This window comes from Paeniglutamicibacter sp. (assembly GCF_046714615.1).
Lineage (GTDB): Bacteria > Actinomycetota > Actinomycetes > Actinomycetales > Micrococcaceae > Paeniglutamicibacter.
This window is the reverse complement of the sequence record NZ_JBKKAP010000104.1, coordinates 38,774-56,668: the sequence shown is the minus strand read 5'-3', so window position 1 is coordinate 56,668 and position 17,895 is coordinate 38,774. Positions and strand designations below refer to the sequence as shown.

Genomic DNA, 17,895 nt, shown 5'->3' with positions numbered 1-17,895 from the left:
TTCCATTTCTCAGGTCGGGAAAACACCGCATAGGAGGTGCATCCGTCTCACAACATGCTGATAGCCCTGTCCGTTGGTGCAACGGGGGCCGGAAGGCGGGTTTCGCCCATCAGGTACTTGTCCACGGCCGCGGCACAGGAGCGTCCCTCGGCTATGGCCCACACAATCAGGGATTGTCCGCGTCCGGCGTCGCCGGCCACAAACACCCCGGGGGTGTTGGTCATGTAGTAACCATCACGGGCGACGCTGCCCCGGTCATCAAACTCGGTGTTGGCCTGTTCCATGAGACCGGCAGTCTCGGGTCCGGTGAACCCGAGTGCCAGGAAGACGAGGTCGGCGGGTATGACCCGCTCGGTGCCTGGCTTCGGAAGGCGCTGACCGTCAATAAATTCGGTCTCTGCCACTGTAACACCCATCACGCTTCCCTGCTCTCCCGTGAAGTTGACCGTGGCGGCCAGGTAGGACCGTTCACCGCCTTCCTCGTGCGCCGACTGGACCTCAAAGAGGGTCGGTGACATGGGCCAGGGCTGGTGCCCCGGGCGCTCGATCGAGGGCTGGGCCCCGATGGCAAGGGTCGTCACGCTGGCAGCACCCTGGCGGATCGCGGTGCCCAGGCAGTCAGCCCCGGTGTCGCCGCCGCCGAGGATGATGACGTGCTTGCCCTTGGCGTCGATGCGCACGGCATCGCGTTCACCCGCAACCACCTCATTGGAATCAACGAGGTATTCCATGGCGAAGTGGACGCCGGAAAGCTCGCGCCCCGGGACCGGAAGGTCCCGCGGAACGGTGGCGCCGGTGGCCACGATGACCGCGTCGTAGGTCCGATTCAGCTGCTCGAACTCGATGTCGGTGCCCACGGAAACGCCGGGGCGGAAAACCGTTCCCTCGGCCTCCATCTGGGCCAGCCGGGTGTCAAGGACAACCTTGTCCATCTTGAAGTCGGGGATGCCGTAGCGCAGCAGTCCCCCGATCTTCGTATCGCGTTCGTACACCGCGACGGTGTGCCCGGCGCGGGTCAGCTGCTGGGCGGCTGCCAGCCCGGCGGGGCCGGAACCGACCACGGCAATGCGCATGTCGGTGTGGCGCACGGCCAGCACCGGCTCTAGTCCGCCGGAGGCAACCAGGGTGTCGGCGATTTCGACCTCGACCTGCTTGATTGTTACGGCCGGCTGGTTGATTCCCAGCACGCAGGAGGACTCGCAGGGGGCCGGGCACAGCCGCCCGGTGAATTCCGGGAAGTTGTTGGTTGCATGCAGGCGCTCGCCCGCATCGGCCATCCGGCCCTGGTGGACCAGGGAGTTCCACTCCGGGATGAGGTTGCCCAGCGGGCAGCCGTTGTGGCAGAACGCGATGCCGCAATCCATGCACCGTCCGGCCTGCTTGGTCAGCACGTCGGCATTTTGCCGCTCGGTGACCTCCTTGTAGTCCATGATGCGCACCGAGACGGGGCGCTTGGGCGGGGTTACACGGTCGCGTACCTCTAAGAATCCACGTGGATTAGCCACGGGTCACCTCCAGAATCCGGTTCCAGACAGTTGCTGAATCCGGGTCGAATCCTTCATTGGCGGCATCGTTGCGTGCCTGTGAAACGGCTGCGTAGTCGCGCGGCAGCACCTTGGTGATGCGGGCCGCGGCCACCGGCCAGTCGGCCAGCAGGCTGGCCGCAAGGGCCGAGCCGGTGTATGCCACGTGCTGTGCGAGCAGGTCCTTGATGAGCGTGCAATCCGCTTCGTCGGGACCGCTCAGGAGCAGGTCCTCGTTGTCCACGGCCAGCGGGTTCAGCGCCGCGACATCAAGGTCCAGGACGTAGGCCACGCCACCGGACATGCCGGCGGCGAAGTTGCGCCCGGTGGCGCCCAGGATCAGCGCCGTTCCCCCGGTCATGTATTCGCAGCCGTGGTCGCCGATGCCCTCGACCACCGCGGTGGCACCGGAATTGCGTACGCAGAAGCGTTCGCCCACCATGCCGCCGATGAACAGCTCGCCGCTGGTGGCGCCGTAGCCGATGACGTTTCCGGCAATGACCTGCTCGGCGGGGTTGAATCCGCTGCGCGGATCCGCCTTCACGGTGACCCGTCCGCCGGAAAGGCCCTTGCCGACGTAGTCGTTGGAGTCGCCGATCAGGTGCAGTGCCACCCCGGCGGGCAGGAAGGCGCCCAGGGACTGGCCGGCATGCCCGCGCAGCGTCACCTCGATGGTGCCCGGTTCCAGCTCCTCGGTCCCGAAGGTGCGGGTGACGTGGTGGCCGAGCATGGTTCCCACCGAGCGGTCGGTGTTCTTGATTGGGAGGTCAAGGACGACCTTCTCGCGGCGTTCCAGGGCAGGGGCCGAGGCCTCGATGAGCGCCACGTCGAAGTGGGTGCCAAGGCCGTGGTCCTGGGAGACGGTGCGCGAACGTGCGGCCCCGGGCTTGGAGCCCGCGGTGTTGAAGATCTTTTCCAGGTGCAGGCCCTGGGTCTTCCAGTGGCCAACCGCAGCACGGGTGTCGAGCAGCTCGGCCTGGCCGATGGCCTCCTCGAGGGTGGCGAAACCGAGTTCCGCCAGCAGCTCGCGGACCTCCTGGGCGAGGAACTCGAAGAAGTTCACCACGTGGTCGGCCTGGCCGTTGAAGCGCTGGCGCAACTCCGGGTTCTGCGTGGCCACGCCCACCGGGCAGGTGTCCAGGTGGCAGACGCGCATCATGATGCAGCCGGCAACCACCAACGGTGCGGTGGCGAAGCCGAATTCCTCGGCGCCCAGCAGCGCGGCGATGACCACGTCGCGGCCGGTCTTCAGCTGGCCGTCGACCTGGACGGTGACGCGTTCGCGCAGCCCGTTGAGCATCAGCGTCTGCTGGGTCTCGGCCAGGCCGAGCTCCCACGGAACGCCCGCATGCTTCAGCGAGTTCAGCGGGGACGCGCCGGTGCCGCCGTCGTGGCCGGAAACCAGCACCACGTCGGCCTTGGCCTTGGTGACGCCGGCCGCGACGGTGCCGATGCCGACCTCGGAGACCAGCTTCACGTGGACGCGGGCACTCGGGTTGGAGCACTTCGCGTCGTGGATCAGCTGGGCCAGGTCCTCGATCGAGTAGATGTCGTGGTGCGGCGGCGGGGAAATCAAGCCGACGCCGGGGGTCGAGTGGCGCGTGCGGGCCACCCACGGGTAGACCTTCAGGGCAATCAGCTCGCCGCCCTCGCCGGGCTTGGCACCCTGGGCCATCTTGATCTGGATGTCATCTGCATGCGTGAGGTACATGCTGGTGACGCCGAAGCGGCCCGAGGCGATCTGCTTGACCGCCGAGCGGCGCTCGGGGTCAAGCAGCCTGTCGACGTCCTCGCCACCCTCGCCGGTGTTGGACTTGCCGCCGAGGCGGTTCATCGCAATGGCCAGGGTCTCGTGGGCCTCGGCGGAGATCGAGCCGTAGCTCATCGCGCCGGTGGCGAACCGCTTGACGATTTCGCTAACCGGTTCCACCGAGTCGATGTCGATGGGTGCGCGTTCGCCGGTCTTGAAGTCAATCAGCCCGCGCAACGTCATCAGGCCCTTGGCCTGGTCATCCACACCCTGGGTGTACTTCTTGAAGATGTCATAGCGGCGTTCGCGGGTTGCATGCTGCAGCCGGAAGACCGTTTCGGGGTTGAAGAGGTGCGGCGGGCCCTCGCGGCGCCACTGGTACTCGCCGCCGGTCTCCAGGACGCGGTGCGCGTCCGGGTTCAGGTCGGCGGGGTAGGCGCCGGCATGGCGCATCGCGGTTTCGGTCGCGATGATGTCAAGGCCGACGCCGCCGAGCTGCGAGGAGGTGCCGGTGAAGTACTGGTCGACCACGCGCTGGGACAGGCCCAGCGCCTCGAAGGTCTGGGCGCCACAGTATGAGGCGACGGTGGAGATGCCCATCTTCGACATGATCTTCAGCAGACCCTTGCCCAGCGCCTTGATCAGGTTGGTCTGTGCCTTGGCCGGGGTCACGGAGCCGAGTTCGCCCCGCAGTGCCATGTCCTCGACCGATTCCAGGGCCAGGTACGGGTTGATGGCCGAGGCGCCGTAGCCCACGAGCACGGCAATGTGGTGCACCTCGCGCACGTCCCCGGCCTCGATGACCAGGGAGGTCTTGGTGCGGTTGGCGCTCTTGAGCAGGTGGTGGTGCACCGCGGAGGTGAGCAGCAGCGACGGGATCGGCGCCCACTGGGCGTTGGAGTCCCTGTCGGAGAGCACGATGAACTTCACGCCGCGGTTGGTGGCGGCGGAGACCTTCTCGCAGATTTCCTGCAGGCGGGCGCGCAGCTCGGACTCGCCGCCCTCGGGGCGGTAGAGGCCGCGGACGCGCAGCGCCACCTTGGCGCCGTTCTCGTCGCGGATGTTGGCGATCTTGGCCAGGTCGTCGTTGGTGATCACCGGGTAGTCCAGGGACACCTGCTGGGCGTCGACCTTGCCGGTGGCCAGGAGGTTCCCGTCCGGGCCGATGCTAATGCCCAGGGAAGTGACCAGTTCCTCGCGGATGGAATCCAGCGGCGGATTGGTGACCTGGGCGAAGGACTGCGTGAAGTAGTCGAAGAGCAGCCGGGAGCGGTCCGAGAGCACGGCAACCGGGGTGTCGGATCCCATGGCGCCGAGCGGCTCGGCGCCCGCGGAGGCCATCGGGGCCAACAGGATCCGCAGCTCCTCGGTGGTGTAGCCGAAGGTGCGCTGGCGGATCTGCACGGACGCGGAGTTGTGCTTGACGTGCTCCAGGTCGGGCAGGTCGCTCAGGCTGATCTTGTTTTCGCTGACCCACTGGGCCCACGGCGCCGAGGCGGCAACCTGCGACTTGATTTCCTCGTCGGAGATGATGCGCCCGGCCTCGGTGTCCACCAGGAACATCTTGCCGGGGGCGACACGGCCCTTGGAGGCGATGAGTGCGGGATCGAGGTCGATGACGCCGACCTCGGAAGCCAGGACGACCAGTCCGTCGGTGGTGACCCAGTAGCGTGCCGGGCGCAGGCCGTTGCGGTCGAGCACGGCACCTACCTGCTTGCCGTCGGTGAAGGACACCGCGGCGGGCCCGTCCCAGGGCTCCATGAGCATCGAGTTGTACTCGTAGAAGGCGCGGCGGTCAGCGTCCATGGCGGCGTGGTTTTCCCAGGCCTCCGGGATCATCATCATGATGGCCTGGGCGATCGGGCGACCGGAGAGCATGAGCAGCTCGGCGACTTCGTCGAAGGAGGCCGAGTCGGAGGCGCCGGGGCTGCAGATCGGGAAGAGTTCCTCGGGGACCTCGCCCAGCAGGGACGAGGCGAGCTGCGACTGGCGGGCGCGCATCCAGTTGCGGTTGCCCTTGACCGTGTTGATCTCGCCGTTGTGGGCGAAGGTACTGAACGGCTGGGCCAGCGGCCACGAGGGGAAGGTGTTGGTGGAGAAGCGCGAGTGCACGATGCCGAGGCGCGAGGCGAAGCGCTCGTCGGTCAGGTCCGGGTAGAACTCGGTGAGCTGCTCTGTCGAGAGCATGCCCTTGTAGACCATGGTGGCGGAGGAGAGCGACGGGAAGTACACGCCGAACTTGTTCTGTGCGCGCTTGCGGATCCGGAAGACCCGGGCGTCAAGGTCGGCCTCGTGCTCCTGGGCGGCACCCAGGAAGAGCTGGGAGAAATGCGGCATGGAGCCCAGCGCGGTGGCGCCGATGGTCTCGGTGTTCACCGGAACGTCGCGCCAGCCGAGCACGGCCAGGCCTTCTTCGGCGGCAAGATCTTCCAGGGCGGTGACGGCGGCGGCGCGCTGCGCGGGATTCTGCGGGAGGAAGGCGGTGCCGGCGGCGTAGCGGCCGGGGGCGGGCAGGTCGATGTCGGTGACGGCGCGGAAGAATGCGTCGGGGATCTGCGTCAGGATGCCTGCACCGTCGCCGGTGCCTGCGTCGGCGCCCACGGCGCCGCGGTGTTCGAGGCGGCGCAGCGCCTCGAGGGCCTGCTCCACGATGGTGTGGCTGGCCTTCTGCGTCAGCGTGGCAATGACCGCCAGGCCGCACGCGTCTTTTTCGTTTGCCGGGTCATAGAGCCCTTGGGCTTCCGGGACGTCGGCAAACCTGGTGAAGGGCGAGGAAACCTCCTCGCCTTGATGCGGTGAGGCATTGAGTTGGACTCCGGTCATGCTCATCAGTGGTCCCTTTCTCGGTGTGTGGACGACGGGTGTTGATCTTCGGGCGACGTTGACCGAGGAAGGCAATGGGCTCGCAAATCGGCACCCCGAATCGGGGGGCCTGCGGTGGGGTGCGTGACACCTTGGATGCGTGGGCGGTATCCGAGCGGTCCCCTGGTTGGCGGAGCGCGGACTGGGCGCTTCCACGTCGTTGTGGTCGCCGCGCAGCCTTGGTTGCGGTTCATGGGTACTCCGCACGCGGCACTCATGCCACGGTGAAAAAAGAGTAACACCGGCATGTTTCAGATTTGCACGCACTTATGTTTCCAACAGTTTTCGCACCCCTCACTAACCCATTGCTGACTTGGGTCTATTAAGTTTCTGCAATGTTTCGTCGCAATACAGTATGAGCCCCTTCATCTTCCTCCGCCAAGGTGCAAGGATCAAGATGTCCATTGTCCGCGCTGAGACAGGCGGTTCTCTCACGTAGGGAACGGTGACGGGCGGGCGGTGGACCCCGGCGCAGGCCTTTCCGACGCAGTGGGGCCGTCAGACATCCCGAGGGCACGGACGGCGAAGGCCGGCCCTTCCCTTCCATGGAGAAAGGGTAAGACCGGCCTTGGCCCGGCACAGCGGATCGGGATCCGGCGGGTGCCGCGGTACTACTTGTTCCCGGCTTCGGGCCCGGTATCGCCGGTGCCTTCGGTGTCCCGTCCGTCATCCGGATCGGCGGGCGTGGCCGCGTCCGCGGCTTCCACCTGGGGCTCGCGGCCGGTCAGGTACACGCCGGGATCCGGCTGCGGGCGGAGCCTGCGGAGCACGAACAGCAGTCCGACGGCGCCCATGATGACCATGGCAATGGCCAGCCACATGTGCACGCGCAGCCCGATGCCGAGGATGTTGATGGTGTCGGCCGCGTCGATGCGCATGGTTTCCATGATGATCCGGCCAATGCCGTACCAGATGAGGTAGGACCAGAACATGGCTCCGCGGCGCAGCTTGAACTTTCGGTCCAGGGCGAGGAGCAGCAAGACCCCTGCCACGTTCCACAGCGATTCGTAAAGGAACGTGGGGTGGAACAGGGTTCCGGCCGGGAGCCCCGGGGGGAAGTTGTAGCTGTCCGGATCGATTTCCAGGCCCCACGGCAACGTGGTGGGCGCCCCGAAGAGCTCCTGGTTGAACCAGTTGCCCCAGCGCCCGAAGGCCTGTGCCAGCAGCACCCCGGGGGCAGCTGCATCAAGGAACGCCGAAAGCCGCACCCCGGCGCGGCGGCAGGCAATCAGTGCACCGACGGTGCCGAGGCTGATGGCCCCCATGATGCCCAGGCCGCCGGCCCAGATCTGCGGGATCTCGGCCCAATGCGCCATCTGCCCGTTGAGCCCGAAGTAGTAGTCGGGATCCGTGACGAGCACGTGGTACAGGCGTCCGCCGACGATCCCGAAGGGGATGGCCCAGATGCAGATGTCCCAGACCACGTCCTCTGGTCCGCCCTTGGCGCGCCAGCGCCGCGCGGTGATCCACATGGCAGCAACGATGCCGAGCATGATGCAGATCGCGTAGGCGTGGATGGTCAGCGGGCCGAGGGAGAACTTCGAGAACTCGGACGGAGGGCTCGGAATCGAGGCGAGCACGTTGGTTCCCGCCACGGCCAGCTGCATCATGCGTTCACTGCCCGCCCGCTGAGTTCGGCGGTGAGCCTGGCAACCGCTTCCACTCCCCCGTCGCGAAGTGCGGCAACCAGTGCGGTGCCCACGATGACGCCGTCGGAGTAGGCGCCGATCTCGGTTACGTGCTTGCGCTGCGAAACACCCAGGCCAACGCAGGCGTTTTCGGCGCCGGCGGCGTGGGCCGCGGAAACCACGGCTGCGGCGGCGTCGGAGACTTCGTCGCGGGCTCCGGTGACGCCCATGACCGAGACACAGTAGACGAAGCCGCGGCTTGCGGCGACGGTGGCCTTCATGCGGGCCTCGGTGGAGGACGGCGCAACCAGGAAGACCCGGTCAAGCCCGTACTTGTCCGAGGCTTCCATCCATTCGGCTGCCTCGTCGGGAATCAAATCCGGGGTGATCAGGCCGGCGCCGCCGGCCTCGGCCAGCCGGCGGGAGAACTCGTCGACGCCCATGCGCAGCACCGGGTTCCAGTAGGTCATGATCATGACCGTGGCCGAGCAACGCTCGGTGATGCCCTTGATGATGTCGAAGACCTGGGCGACCTTGAAGCCCTGGGCCAGCGCCTGGACCGTGGCGGCCTGGATGACGGATCCGTCCATGACCGGGTCCGAGTACGGGATGCCGACCTCGATGATGTCGGCGCCGTTTTCGGCCATGGCCACGGCTGCATCAATGGTGCCCTGCACGTCCGGAAAGCCGGCGGGCAGGTAGCAGATCAGGGCCGGGCGGCCTTCGGCCCGGGCCGCTGCGATCGCCGCGGCACTCTTGGATACGGGGCTCACTTGGCGTCCTTCGCTTCGATGTCGATGAGGTTGAACCATTCGGCTGCGGTTCCAACGTCCTTGTCCCCGCGACCCGAAAGGTTGGCAATAATGACGGTTTCTTCCGGCTTGGCTCCGGCGGCTATCTTGCGTGCCGCGATCTTCAGCACGCCCGCCAACGCGTGGGCGGACTCGATGGCCGGGATGATGCCCTCGGTGCGGCACAGCAGCGAGAAGGCGTCCATGGCCTCGACGTCGGTGATCGGCTCGTACTTCACACGTCCAATATCGGCCAGGTAGGCGTGCTCCGGGCCAACGCTCGGGTAGTCAAGGCCCGCGGAGATCGAGTGGGAGTCGATGGTCTGTCCGTCGTCGTCCTGCATCAGGTAGCTCTTGGCACCGTGCAGCACTCCCGGGCGGCCCAGGGTAATGGCAGCTGCATGGCGCGGGGTGTCAACGCCGTCGCCGCCGGCCTCGAAACCGTAAAGCTCCACCGCGGGGTCGTCCAGGAAACCGTGGAAAAGTCCGATGGCGTTCGAGCCGCCGCCGATGCAGGCAGCCACTGCGTCCGGCAAACGCCCGGTCTGGGCAAGGATCTGCTCGCGGGCTTCCTCGCCGATGACCTCGTGGAAGTAGCGCACCATGGCGGGGAACGGGTGCCCGCCGGCGACGGTGCCCAGCAGGTAGTGGGTGTTCCCGACGTTGGCGACCCAGTCGCGCAGCGCCTCGTTGATGGCGTCCTTCAGCGTCTGGGATCCTGCGGTCACCGGGATGACGGTGGCGCCGAGCAACTGCATGCGCGCCACGTTCAGCGCCTGCCGGCGGGTATCCTCCGCGCCCATGTAGACGACGCATTCAAGACCCATCAGGGCAGCGGCCGTGGCCGAGGCGACGCCGTGCTGGCCGGCGCCGGTTTCGGCAATGATGCGGGTCTTGCCCATGCGCTTGGCCAGCAACGCCTGGCCAAGCACGTTGTTGATCTTGTGGCTGCCGGTGTGGTTAAGGTCCTCGCGCTTGAGGAAGACGCGCACCCCGCCGGCGGCCTCGGAGAAGCGCTTGGCCTCGGTGAGCATGGAGGGACGGCCCGTGTAGTTCTTGTTCAGGTCCTTGACCTGCGCCACGAATTCCGGGTCGGCCTTGGCCGCTTCGAAGGTTTCATTCAGCTCGTCCATGGCCGCGATCAGCGATTCGGGCATCCAGCGTCCGCCGTATGCGCCGAAGTACGGGCCCGCGGCGTGCCGCAACGAGTGGGAGGGGGAGGATTCGGACTGGCTTTCGCCCATGTCCGGGTCACCTGTCATCGGGTTCATCTGGCGCATCCTTTTCTTGCTAAGGAATTCTTCGAGGGGTGTGGGGGGTCAGCTGGCGCGAGCCGGCTTGGCTGCGGTTCCGGAGGCGATGAAGCGCTCGATCGCGGCGCGCGGGTCGTTGTCCTTGACCAGGGCCTCGCCCACCAGGATCGCGTCGGCGCCGTGGCTTGCGTATTGCTCGACGTCGGCGACGTCGCGCACACCGGATTCGGCCACGATGACGACGCCGGAGGGGATGGCTGCCGCAAGCCGGGAGAAGTTCCCGCGGTCAACTTCAAGGGTCTTGAGGTTGCGCACGTTCACGCCGATGATCCGCGAACCGAGCGCCACCGCGCGGGCGATTTCCTCCTCGGTGTGCGTTTCGACCAAGGCGTTCATGCCCAGGGCATGGGTCAGGTCGAGGAATTCGCGCAGCTGCGCGTCGTCCAGGGCCGCAACGATCAGCAGCACCAGGTCGGCGCCGTGGGCGCGGGCCTCGTGGATCTGGTAGGGATCGACGGTGAAGTCCTTGCGCAGCAGCGGGATCTTCACCGCGGCGCGCACCGCGTCGAAGTCGGCCAGCGATCCGCCGAAGCGGCGCTCCTCGGTCAGCACCGAGATCACCGAGGCTCCCCCGGCCTCGTAGGCGCCGGCCAGCTCGGCCGGTTCGCCGATGTCGGCCAGTGCTCCCTTGGAAGGGGACTTTCGTTTCACCTCGGAGATCACGTGCAGGGTGTGATCGCGTTGGGCAGCGTCCAGGTGTCCGCCCAGGGCAGCGTAGGCGTCGAGGGCGGGAACCGCGGCGGCTGCTGCCGCCTCGATTTGGGCCTGGTCGATGATGGACCGACGGGCGTCCAGATCAATCTGAACGCCCGCGATGATATCTGTAAGTACACTCACGGCTAGTGCGAGTCGCCAGACCTGGAGCCGTTGACGCCGAAGCCGGCCTTCTTCATGATCCAGCCGACGATCAGGCCAAGGACCACGATGGCGCAACCCACGTAGACGACGAAGGCGTTGTGTCCGGCAAAGGCGATGCAGCCGACAACGAAGCCGACCATCATGATGCCGACCATTGACCATGCGGCCTTGGAGTTGCCGTGTCCGATTTCCTCGGAGTGCATTGGATCGATCTGGGGGTTGGCGTTAGCCATGGTGGGATACTCCTACTCACCTCGTGCGAATCGGGATTATTCCCGATAAATATCTTTGTTTCCATTCTGCCATTCTTTGCGGCGATGGCATGCCATGTTGCGCCGCGTGTGCGCGTTACCCGGTGGGATCGTCCCCCCGGGAGAGCGAGTCCCAGCCGGAGATCTCATCGATTTGGCCGTCCTGCGCCGCGGCCGGAAGTCCCGCGGCGTCGCGGGCGTACTTGCGGGACCCCGCCCAGTGGCGCCCGGCGACGGCCAGCAGCACCGCGTTGGCCACGAGCACCGCCCCCGCCAGCGCCGCGGCCCAGGGCCAGAACGTCACGTCGTAGTCGCCGCCGGAGGTGTTCAGTCCGGTGGCCTCCCCGACCTTCGTCGCGGCCGCGAGCACCGGGTCGATGAGCACGGACACTGCCGCGGCGACGATTCCGCCGCCGACCAGCAGCAGGATCGCGGCGATGATCCAGCGGGCGGCCTTCCCGGCGATCATCGCGGCAAGCGAGCCCGCCAGCGCCACCACGGCCAGGGCCGCCACGGCGGCGGCGGCATCGGAGCCCGCCACTTCGATGAGCGGGATCTTCACGGAGCCGACCTCCGGCTGGACGTTGATCCAGGTCCGGGTGCTGGTGGCCAGCGCCAGGACCGCGCCGGCCAGGCCCACGAGCATGACGTTGCGCTTGGATCCCCAGCGCGGCTTTTGTTGCTCGCTCAAAACTGCTTGCCGTCCACTTGTGCCGGCGCCATGGTCCCGGCGGCCCAGACGGCCCGCAGGGGTGCGGCCGACTTGTTGATGGTTTCCAGGGCCTCTGCGTCGAGGTCGGAGTCGGCGACGATGCCGCCGCCGGCCTGCACGTAGGCCCGGTTGCCCTTGATGAGCGCGGAGCGGATGGCGATGGCCATGTCCATGTCCCCGGTGAAGTCCAGGTAACCCACCACGCCGCCGTAGATGCCGCGGCGGTAGGGCTCGAGTTCATCGAGCAGCGACAGGGCGCGCGGCTTGGGCGCGCCGGAGAGCGTACCGGCCGGGAACGTCGCGGCGAGCACGTCGTAACCATCGTGGCCCGGCTTCAGCTTTCCAACCACGTTGGAGACCAGGTGCATGATGTGGCTGAAGCGCTCGACCTCCATGAACTGGGTGACCTCGACGGAGCCCGGCAAACAGACCTTGGAGAGGTCGTTGCGCGAGAGGTCCACCAGCATCAGGTGCTCGGCGCGTTCCTTCTCGTCGTTCAGCAGGTTCTTCTCGTGCTGCTGGTCATCCTCGTAGTTGGTCCCGCGCGGGCGCGAGCCGGCGATCGGGTGGGTGACCACGTGGTCGTCGTTGACGGTGACCAGTGCCTCGGGCGAGGAACCGACGATGGAGTACGCCTTGCCGTGCGCGTCCTGCAGCGTGAAGAGGTACATGTAGGGGCTGGGGTTGGTGCCGCGCAGGATCCGGTACACATCCAGCGGGTCCGCGTGGGACTCGAGCTCGAAGCGGCGGGAGATCACGACCTGGAAGACCTCGCCGTCGACGATGGCCTCCTTGCCGCGCAGCACCGCCCGGCGGTAGGAGTCCTCGTCCCAGGAATGGGTGACGGCGTTCATGAGCTCGTCGGCCGGGACGTCGGTGCCGGAAAGGACCGAGACGGGGTTTTCCGCTGCCTCGCCGAGTGCGTCAAGCATCTCGCCCAGGCGCTGAACCGCGTGGTCGTAGGCGCCGTCGACGCCCTCGGTGGTGCCGTTGAAGTTGATGGCGTTGGCGATGAGCGTCAGCGTGCCGTCGGTGTTGTCGTGCACGGCCATGTCGCCGACCAGGTTCATGGCCAGTTCCGGCAGGTGCAGGTCGTCGGCCGGCGGGTTGGGCAGCTTCTCCCAGTGGCGCACCGCCTCCCAGCCGATGAAGCCGACCATGCCGCTGGTCAGCGGCGGCAGCCCGTGCAGGGGTTCGGTGCGCAGGGCTCGGACCGTGTCGCGCAGGACCTCGACCGGGTTGCCCTCGGTGGGCATGCCCGCCGGCGGGGTGCCCTGCCAGTGGGCCTTGCCGTCAAGGGTGGTCAGCGTTGCGGGCGAGTTCACGCCGATGAAGGAGTAGCGGGACCACACTCCCCCGGCCGCGGCCGATTCCATCAGGAAGGTGCCGGGACGCCCGCCAGCGAGCCGGCGGTAGATGGAAATGGGTGTCAGCGCATCGGCGAGCACCCTCATGGTCACGGGAATGACGCGGCGATCCGCGGCGAGGGCGCGGAATTGCTCGCGGGTGGGTGTCAGTGCGCCGAGAGCTTGCATGAGCGAAGAATGGTCCTTGCGTGTTCGGATGGAGCGGGGAAAATCAGGAAACGCGGCGGCCCACGACGGTGGGCAGTTCGCGCCCGTCGAAGCAGGTGTGGGTCCCGGTGTGGCAGGCGGCGCCGATCTGGTCGACGATCACCAGCAGGGCGTCGCCGTCGCAGTCAAGGGCCACGGAGCGGACCAGCTGGGAGTGCCCGGAGGTGTCGCCCTTGCGCCAGTATTCCTTGCGGGAGCGGGACCAGAAGGTCACCCGCCCGGTGGTCAGGGTGCGGCGCAGCGCCTCATCGTCCATCCACCCGAGCATCAAGACCTCGCCGCTGCCGTGCTGCTGGATGATGGCAGCGACCAGTCCGGCCTCGTCCTTCTTCAGGGCGGCGGAAATCTGGGCGGATAGCTTCCCGTCGACGGAGGCGGGTTCGGTGTAGGCAGGGTTCTGTGACATCCACACCAGTCTAGTGCCACGGGCGGCAAAACCGGTCCCGAAACACGTTGGCGCCGGGCCCCGCCGACGATTTCGTCCATTTCCGCAGCGCCGCCCCGGATCGTCCGCCCCAACATCCTGTTTGCCCGGCCTGACAACCCCCAGGTGGCCGGGCTCGGTGCGGCGGAACCCTGGGCGGCGGCCCGTGCAAGCCGTCCGCGGAGGAATCCGGCAGCGAACCTGACTAGCCAATCGCCCCGTGGCCACCAGCGCCCATCACTCGGGATGGAGGTGTGGCTTGCTGCGGCGGAACCCACCTGCATCCGGTGGAGGGTCCCGGGCACAGCAGGTGCAGCGTTGGCGGGGGTTGCCCATCTTTTCGGCTATTTCCGGCGCCGTGGCTGCAGCCTGGACAGCCACGGCGCCGGCTGCCGTCATCGGCGTGCACACGGATCCAGACATGGCCCATGGCGGACACAAGCGAGGTCGACATGGTCAGGTGCGAGCGTTCCGTGCACGGTTAGGCCAAGGTGTCTGCGATCTTGCCAGGCCGACCGAGAACGGCCGTGCAGCATCTGCGGTCATGTCGCCGCGTCTGCGCGTTGGCAGATTGGGCAGCCAGGCAGCGATTGCTCGGCACTCCGGATAGCCTGAATGCGGTCTTATCCCATTGGCGTCACGACGTTGAGAAAGTGGCGCGTGACACCAACGCCGAGCCACACGGTCCATTCGTGCCGGTTGGTTCTGACGCGGCTTGGGCGCTGAGCGAAATAGAAGCTCCAAGTGCCCCCGAACGTGTTAGTTTCGAGGTGATGCATTTCGTACCAGCCTCGCGTGAAGTATTGGCCGAAGTCCTGCTGGCTGCAGGGCCGACGGCCCCCACATTGTGCGCCGGATGGCAGACCCGCCACCTGGCCGCGCACCTGGTCCTGCGGGAGCAGTCGCTGCTTGCCGCCGGCCTGGTCATCAAGCCGCTGACGCACCGCATGGAAGCCGAACTGGACCGGCGTGCGGAGCTGGCCAAGGACCGCAACGCCTACGCGGGCCTCGTCAACGAGTTCCTGCGCGGCGCCCCGAGATTTTCGCCCCTGTCCAACGCGCACGTTGACCGCTCGGCGAACCTCTCCGAGTTCTTCATCCACACCGAGGACGTACGCCGCGCGTCCGACCGCTGGGTCCCGCGTGCGCTTGACGCCAAGTACGAGGATCTCCTGTGGGAGGACCTGTTGCGCCACGCCGGTCACTACTACCGCGGCGCGGATGTCGGCATCATCCTGGTCCGCCCCGACGGGCAGCGCCACGTGACCCGCAAATCCAGCTCCTCGGTGGCCATCACCGGGCACCCGGGCGAGCTGCTGCTGCACGCCTCCGGACGCCGCGAGGAGGCCCTGGTGACGTTCGAGGGCGCCGACGAGGCCATCGCACTGCTCTCGGTCTCGCTCTAGCCCCCTCTTCGGGCAGCCGGGCCAGACCTCCAGATAGCCTCCCGCCGCCACGCACGCATTCCCACCCGGCGAAATCATACAGACGGCGCGGTTTCTTGACGGGTGCATAAACCACGGCTTTTCCGGCGCCAAACTTCCATGACATTGGCCGCACTCTCGATGCTCTCGCCATGGGCATTGCTGCGCGATTCCTGGTCATCAAGTACAAGTTCGATTCATCGGTCGGCCCGAGAATCTGGTGGACTGACCCCTGGCAGGATCCTGGTGGAATACAGCATCGCAGGACAGCGGCCGCGGCCTGTTGGAGGGCAAACAGAGCCTCGCCATCCACACCAGCGGCGTTTACGCCCCCGGCGTGCCGGCCGCCTTTGGTTCTGATTTCAGCAGCACCTTCTTTGCTGACTGGCTGAATTTCGTAGGCATCCAGGATGCTACCCATGTCCGGTTCGCTCCCAGTGTCTTGAACGGCGACGTGGACGGCACGCGCAAGGTCGCCGAGGCCGAACTATCCGAAGCTGCCTTCGGGTTCGCCGGCAAGCTCTCCGCCGTTGGAACCATCCAGCTCGTCAATGACCAGGCCTGACACCTGCCCGGCCAGTCATTGGTCTCCGGTGCCTGATCACAAGCCCTGACCACATTCGCGGACGAGTTCGGATTCCGCTAGATTTCCGTGAAGTCCCCTGCCGCAAGCCCACCCGGAGCCACTACATGGATGACTGCCAAAACGCTGCCGGCCGGGTTTGAACCGGTGGCCGCCGGTTCCACGGCAGCGGGCAGGATCGCGGTGGCACTCCACGAGGTTCCCGCGCGCAACACGGCCGTCGGCTCGCCGTTCACGGTCAGCCGGATAGCGGCGTCCTCGGCCGCCTGGATTTCTCCTTCCAACAGCAGCCTGCGGGCACCCTCGTTATAGGACCGCGGATCGAATCGCCCGTCGATGCCTATCCGGGGCACTTCAGCGTCGGCAGGAACCTCGGCGCGGGTCCCCATCCTGTGGCTGTCGCCGGGCAGCTCGGGGGCGAGGGCCGGTGGGTGGCGCAACGTCCCGGCATCCTCAAAGGCCCATCCCCAGCCCAGGATCACGTTGTCGGCATAGGCGGGTCCGGCGAAGGTCAGCCCCACCGGCATGCCGATGTCTTCCATCAATCCCATGGCCACGGTGACGGACGGGATGCCGAAGTGGCGCATCGCGTAGTTGCCGTTGGAGAAGAAGACCCCGTTCGCCCAGGCCCGATCGGCGGCCGATGTGTCGATGTCCGCGTTGGCGGCACCGACGTCTGAATTGGCAGGGAAGAGCACCCCGTCCAGGTCGAGCTCGGTGAGCCAGTCTTCAAAGAGTTCCTTGCGCAGCGTTTCCAAGGCCTTGAGTCCCTGCCCAAACCCGGGCAGCATGGCCGGGTCGGGAAGCCCGTCCGCCGCCATCTTCACCACGTCGCGGTAGCGGTTCTCGTAGTCCTCAACTTCTTCGTAGCGGTCGGGCAGCGATCCGGCCGGGGCCGGGAAGATCTGCAAATGCTCCACGTCTTCCAGCCGGTTCAAAGCGGGGTCGTTATTCTCCCGCAGGAACGTGTCCCAGCCGTGGGCAAGGATCTCGTTGAATTCCAGGTCCATCCACCCTTCGGGCAGCACACCGAGGGAACCGAGCTGCTCTCCGCCGGGGGTGTCCCCCTCGTATTCTTCAATCATCGGGAAGTCGACTTCGACGACGGTGGCGCCAAGGGCCTCGAGCCGGGCCCGCGCGGCCTCCCAGAGCTTCAGGACACTGGGGCGCGGTTTGATCGGAAATGTGGCGTCCTGGCCCAGGTACATGCGCGGCACGCCGAAGCGCTTGCCGGCCAGGGCCTCGGGGTCCGCCAGTCCGGCGTAGCGCTCGGGGCGGACGGTCGATGCCGCCGGCAGCGGCACGGCCTTTTGGTGGCGCCAGAAATCTCCCGTGGTCTCCGGATCGTTGGCGACGATCACGTCCAGCAGCCGGAACATGTCATCCATGGAGCGGGTGTGCGGGACCACGACGTCGCGGGTCGGGAAAAGCGGCCAGTTGCCGCGGATGGAGATGACCCCGCGCGAGGGCGTGTAGGCGCACAGGCCGTTGTTGGAGGCCGGGCTGCGGCCCGAGGACACGGTTTCCTCCCCCATGCCGAAGACACCCATGCTCGCCGCGGTGGCGACCCCAGAACCGTTGGAGGAGCCGGAGGCGTAGGCCGCCGCCAGGTAGTTGGTGTTGTAGGGACTTTCGGCGCGTCCGTAGACTCCGCGTTGCATGCCGCCGTCGGCCATGGGAGGCATGTTCGTCTTGCCCACCAGCACTCCCCCGGCCTCGCGGATGCATGCCACCGTGAAGGCGTCGTCCCGGGCCACGAGGTCCTTGAAGGCGGGCGACCCGGCGGCGACGGTGAGCCCGGCGACCATGTAGCTGTCCTTGACAGTGAAGGGCACACCCTCGAGCGAGCCGGCTTGGCCCACTCGGCGACGGCGATCGGATGCGGCGGCCTCGGCAAAGGCGTTCGGGTTCAGCACTGCCATGGCGTTGAGGCGCACCGAGGACCTGTCGAAGCGCCCCACCCGGGCAAGGTGGGCGGCCACCACTTCGACGGCGGTGACTGTTCCTCCATCGAGGGCAAGCAGCACGTCCTCGATGGAGGCTTCATGGATGCTGAACGGCAAGCCCATTGGCGGATTCCCCTCACAGGTGGTGCCCCGTCCCGCGAGGCCGAGGCGGCGACAAGCCGAAACGCCCGGCGGGAAGGAGCAAACTAGAATTGACTGAGTATTCAGTTAAAGATAGCGTGTAATCCACGGTGCG

Annotated in this window: 13 protein-coding genes; 2 read left to right on the top strand and 11 right to left on the bottom strand. The window is 66.9% G+C overall.

The window, feature by feature from the left end:
• Nucleotides 1-47: 47 nt before the first annotated feature.
• From ACLQ7E_RS12765 to hisI, 10 genes are all read right to left on the bottom strand, one after another.
• Complete coding sequence (locus ACLQ7E_RS12765) at nucleotides 48-1,505, bottom strand: glutamate synthase subunit beta (protein WP_411732945.1); 1,458 nt, start codon at nucleotides 1,503-1,505, stop codon at nucleotides 48-50.
• A complete protein-coding gene (gene gltB / locus ACLQ7E_RS12760; protein ID WP_411732944.1) occupies nucleotides 1,498-6,102 on the bottom strand; it encodes a glutamate synthase large subunit in 4,605 nt (1,534 codons plus the stop codon). The genes ACLQ7E_RS12765 and gltB overlap by 8 nt, the downstream gene beginning before the upstream one ends.
• 644 nt (nucleotides 6,103-6,746) lie before the next feature.
• Nucleotides 6,747-7,745 carry a prolipoprotein diacylglyceryl transferase gene (lgt, locus tag ACLQ7E_RS12755; protein ID WP_411732943.1) on the bottom strand — a complete coding sequence of 333 codons (999 nt, stop codon included), beginning with the start codon at nucleotides 7,743-7,745 and terminating at the stop codon, nucleotides 6,747-6,749.
• On the bottom strand, nucleotides 7,742-8,575 hold the full coding sequence (trpA, locus tag ACLQ7E_RS12750) for a tryptophan synthase subunit alpha (RefSeq protein ID WP_411732942.1): 834 nt from the start codon (nucleotides 8,573-8,575) through the stop codon (nucleotides 7,742-7,744). Before trpA ends, lgt begins: the two co-directional genes overlap by 4 nt.
• On the bottom strand, nucleotides 8,533-9,816 hold the full coding sequence (trpB, locus tag ACLQ7E_RS12745; protein WP_411732976.1) for a tryptophan synthase subunit beta: 1,284 nt from the start codon (nucleotides 9,814-9,816) through the stop codon (nucleotides 8,533-8,535). The genes trpA and trpB overlap by 43 nt, the downstream gene beginning before the upstream one ends.
• A gap of 57 nt (nucleotides 9,817-9,873) precedes the next feature.
• Complete coding sequence (gene trpC / locus ACLQ7E_RS12740; RefSeq protein WP_411732941.1) at nucleotides 9,874-10,704, bottom strand: indole-3-glycerol phosphate synthase TrpC; 831 nt, start codon at nucleotides 10,702-10,704, stop codon at nucleotides 9,874-9,876.
• A gap of 2 nt (nucleotides 10,705-10,706) precedes the next feature.
• The gene (locus tag ACLQ7E_RS12735; protein WP_411732940.1) at nucleotides 10,707-10,958 is read right to left on the bottom strand and encodes an HGxxPAAW family protein; all 252 of its coding nucleotides are present in this window, start codon (nucleotides 10,956-10,958) and stop codon (nucleotides 10,707-10,709) included.
• Nucleotides 10,959-11,073: 115 nt separating this feature from the next.
• Complete coding sequence (locus tag ACLQ7E_RS12730) at nucleotides 11,074-11,667, bottom strand: Trp biosynthesis-associated membrane protein (RefSeq protein WP_411732939.1); 594 nt, start codon at nucleotides 11,665-11,667, stop codon at nucleotides 11,074-11,076.
• Complete coding sequence (locus ACLQ7E_RS12725; protein WP_411732938.1) at nucleotides 11,664-13,223, bottom strand: anthranilate synthase component I; 1,560 nt, start codon at nucleotides 13,221-13,223, stop codon at nucleotides 11,664-11,666. The genes ACLQ7E_RS12730 and ACLQ7E_RS12725 overlap by 4 nt, the downstream gene beginning before the upstream one ends.
• Before the next feature lie 43 nt (nucleotides 13,224-13,266).
• Nucleotides 13,267-13,668 (bottom strand): phosphoribosyl-AMP cyclohydrolase, encoded by a 402-nt coding sequence (gene hisI, locus ACLQ7E_RS12720; RefSeq protein ID WP_411732937.1) that lies wholly within the window; start codon nucleotides 13,666-13,668, stop codon nucleotides 13,267-13,269.
• Between the two features lie 791 nt (nucleotides 13,669-14,459).
• Here hisI and ACLQ7E_RS12715 point away from each other — a divergent pair.
• Nucleotides 14,460-15,092, top strand: coding sequence for a TIGR03085 family metal-binding protein (locus ACLQ7E_RS12715; RefSeq protein ID WP_411732936.1), 633 nt, complete (start codon nucleotides 14,460-14,462; stop codon nucleotides 15,090-15,092).
• 301 nt (nucleotides 15,093-15,393) lie between these two features.
• Nucleotides 15,394-15,675: a hypothetical protein gene (locus ACLQ7E_RS12710; RefSeq protein WP_411732935.1), complete on the top strand. Its 282-nt coding sequence runs from the start codon at nucleotides 15,394-15,396 to the stop codon at nucleotides 15,673-15,675.
• 77 nt (nucleotides 15,676-15,752) lie between these two features.
• Here the strand turns inward: ACLQ7E_RS12710 and ACLQ7E_RS12705 are convergent, their stop codons facing one another.
• Nucleotides 15,753-17,762, bottom strand: a complete 2,010-nt coding sequence (locus ACLQ7E_RS12705; RefSeq protein WP_411732934.1) for an amidase — start codon at nucleotides 17,760-17,762, stop codon at nucleotides 15,753-15,755.
• Between the last annotated feature and the right edge of the window lie 133 nt (nucleotides 17,763-17,895).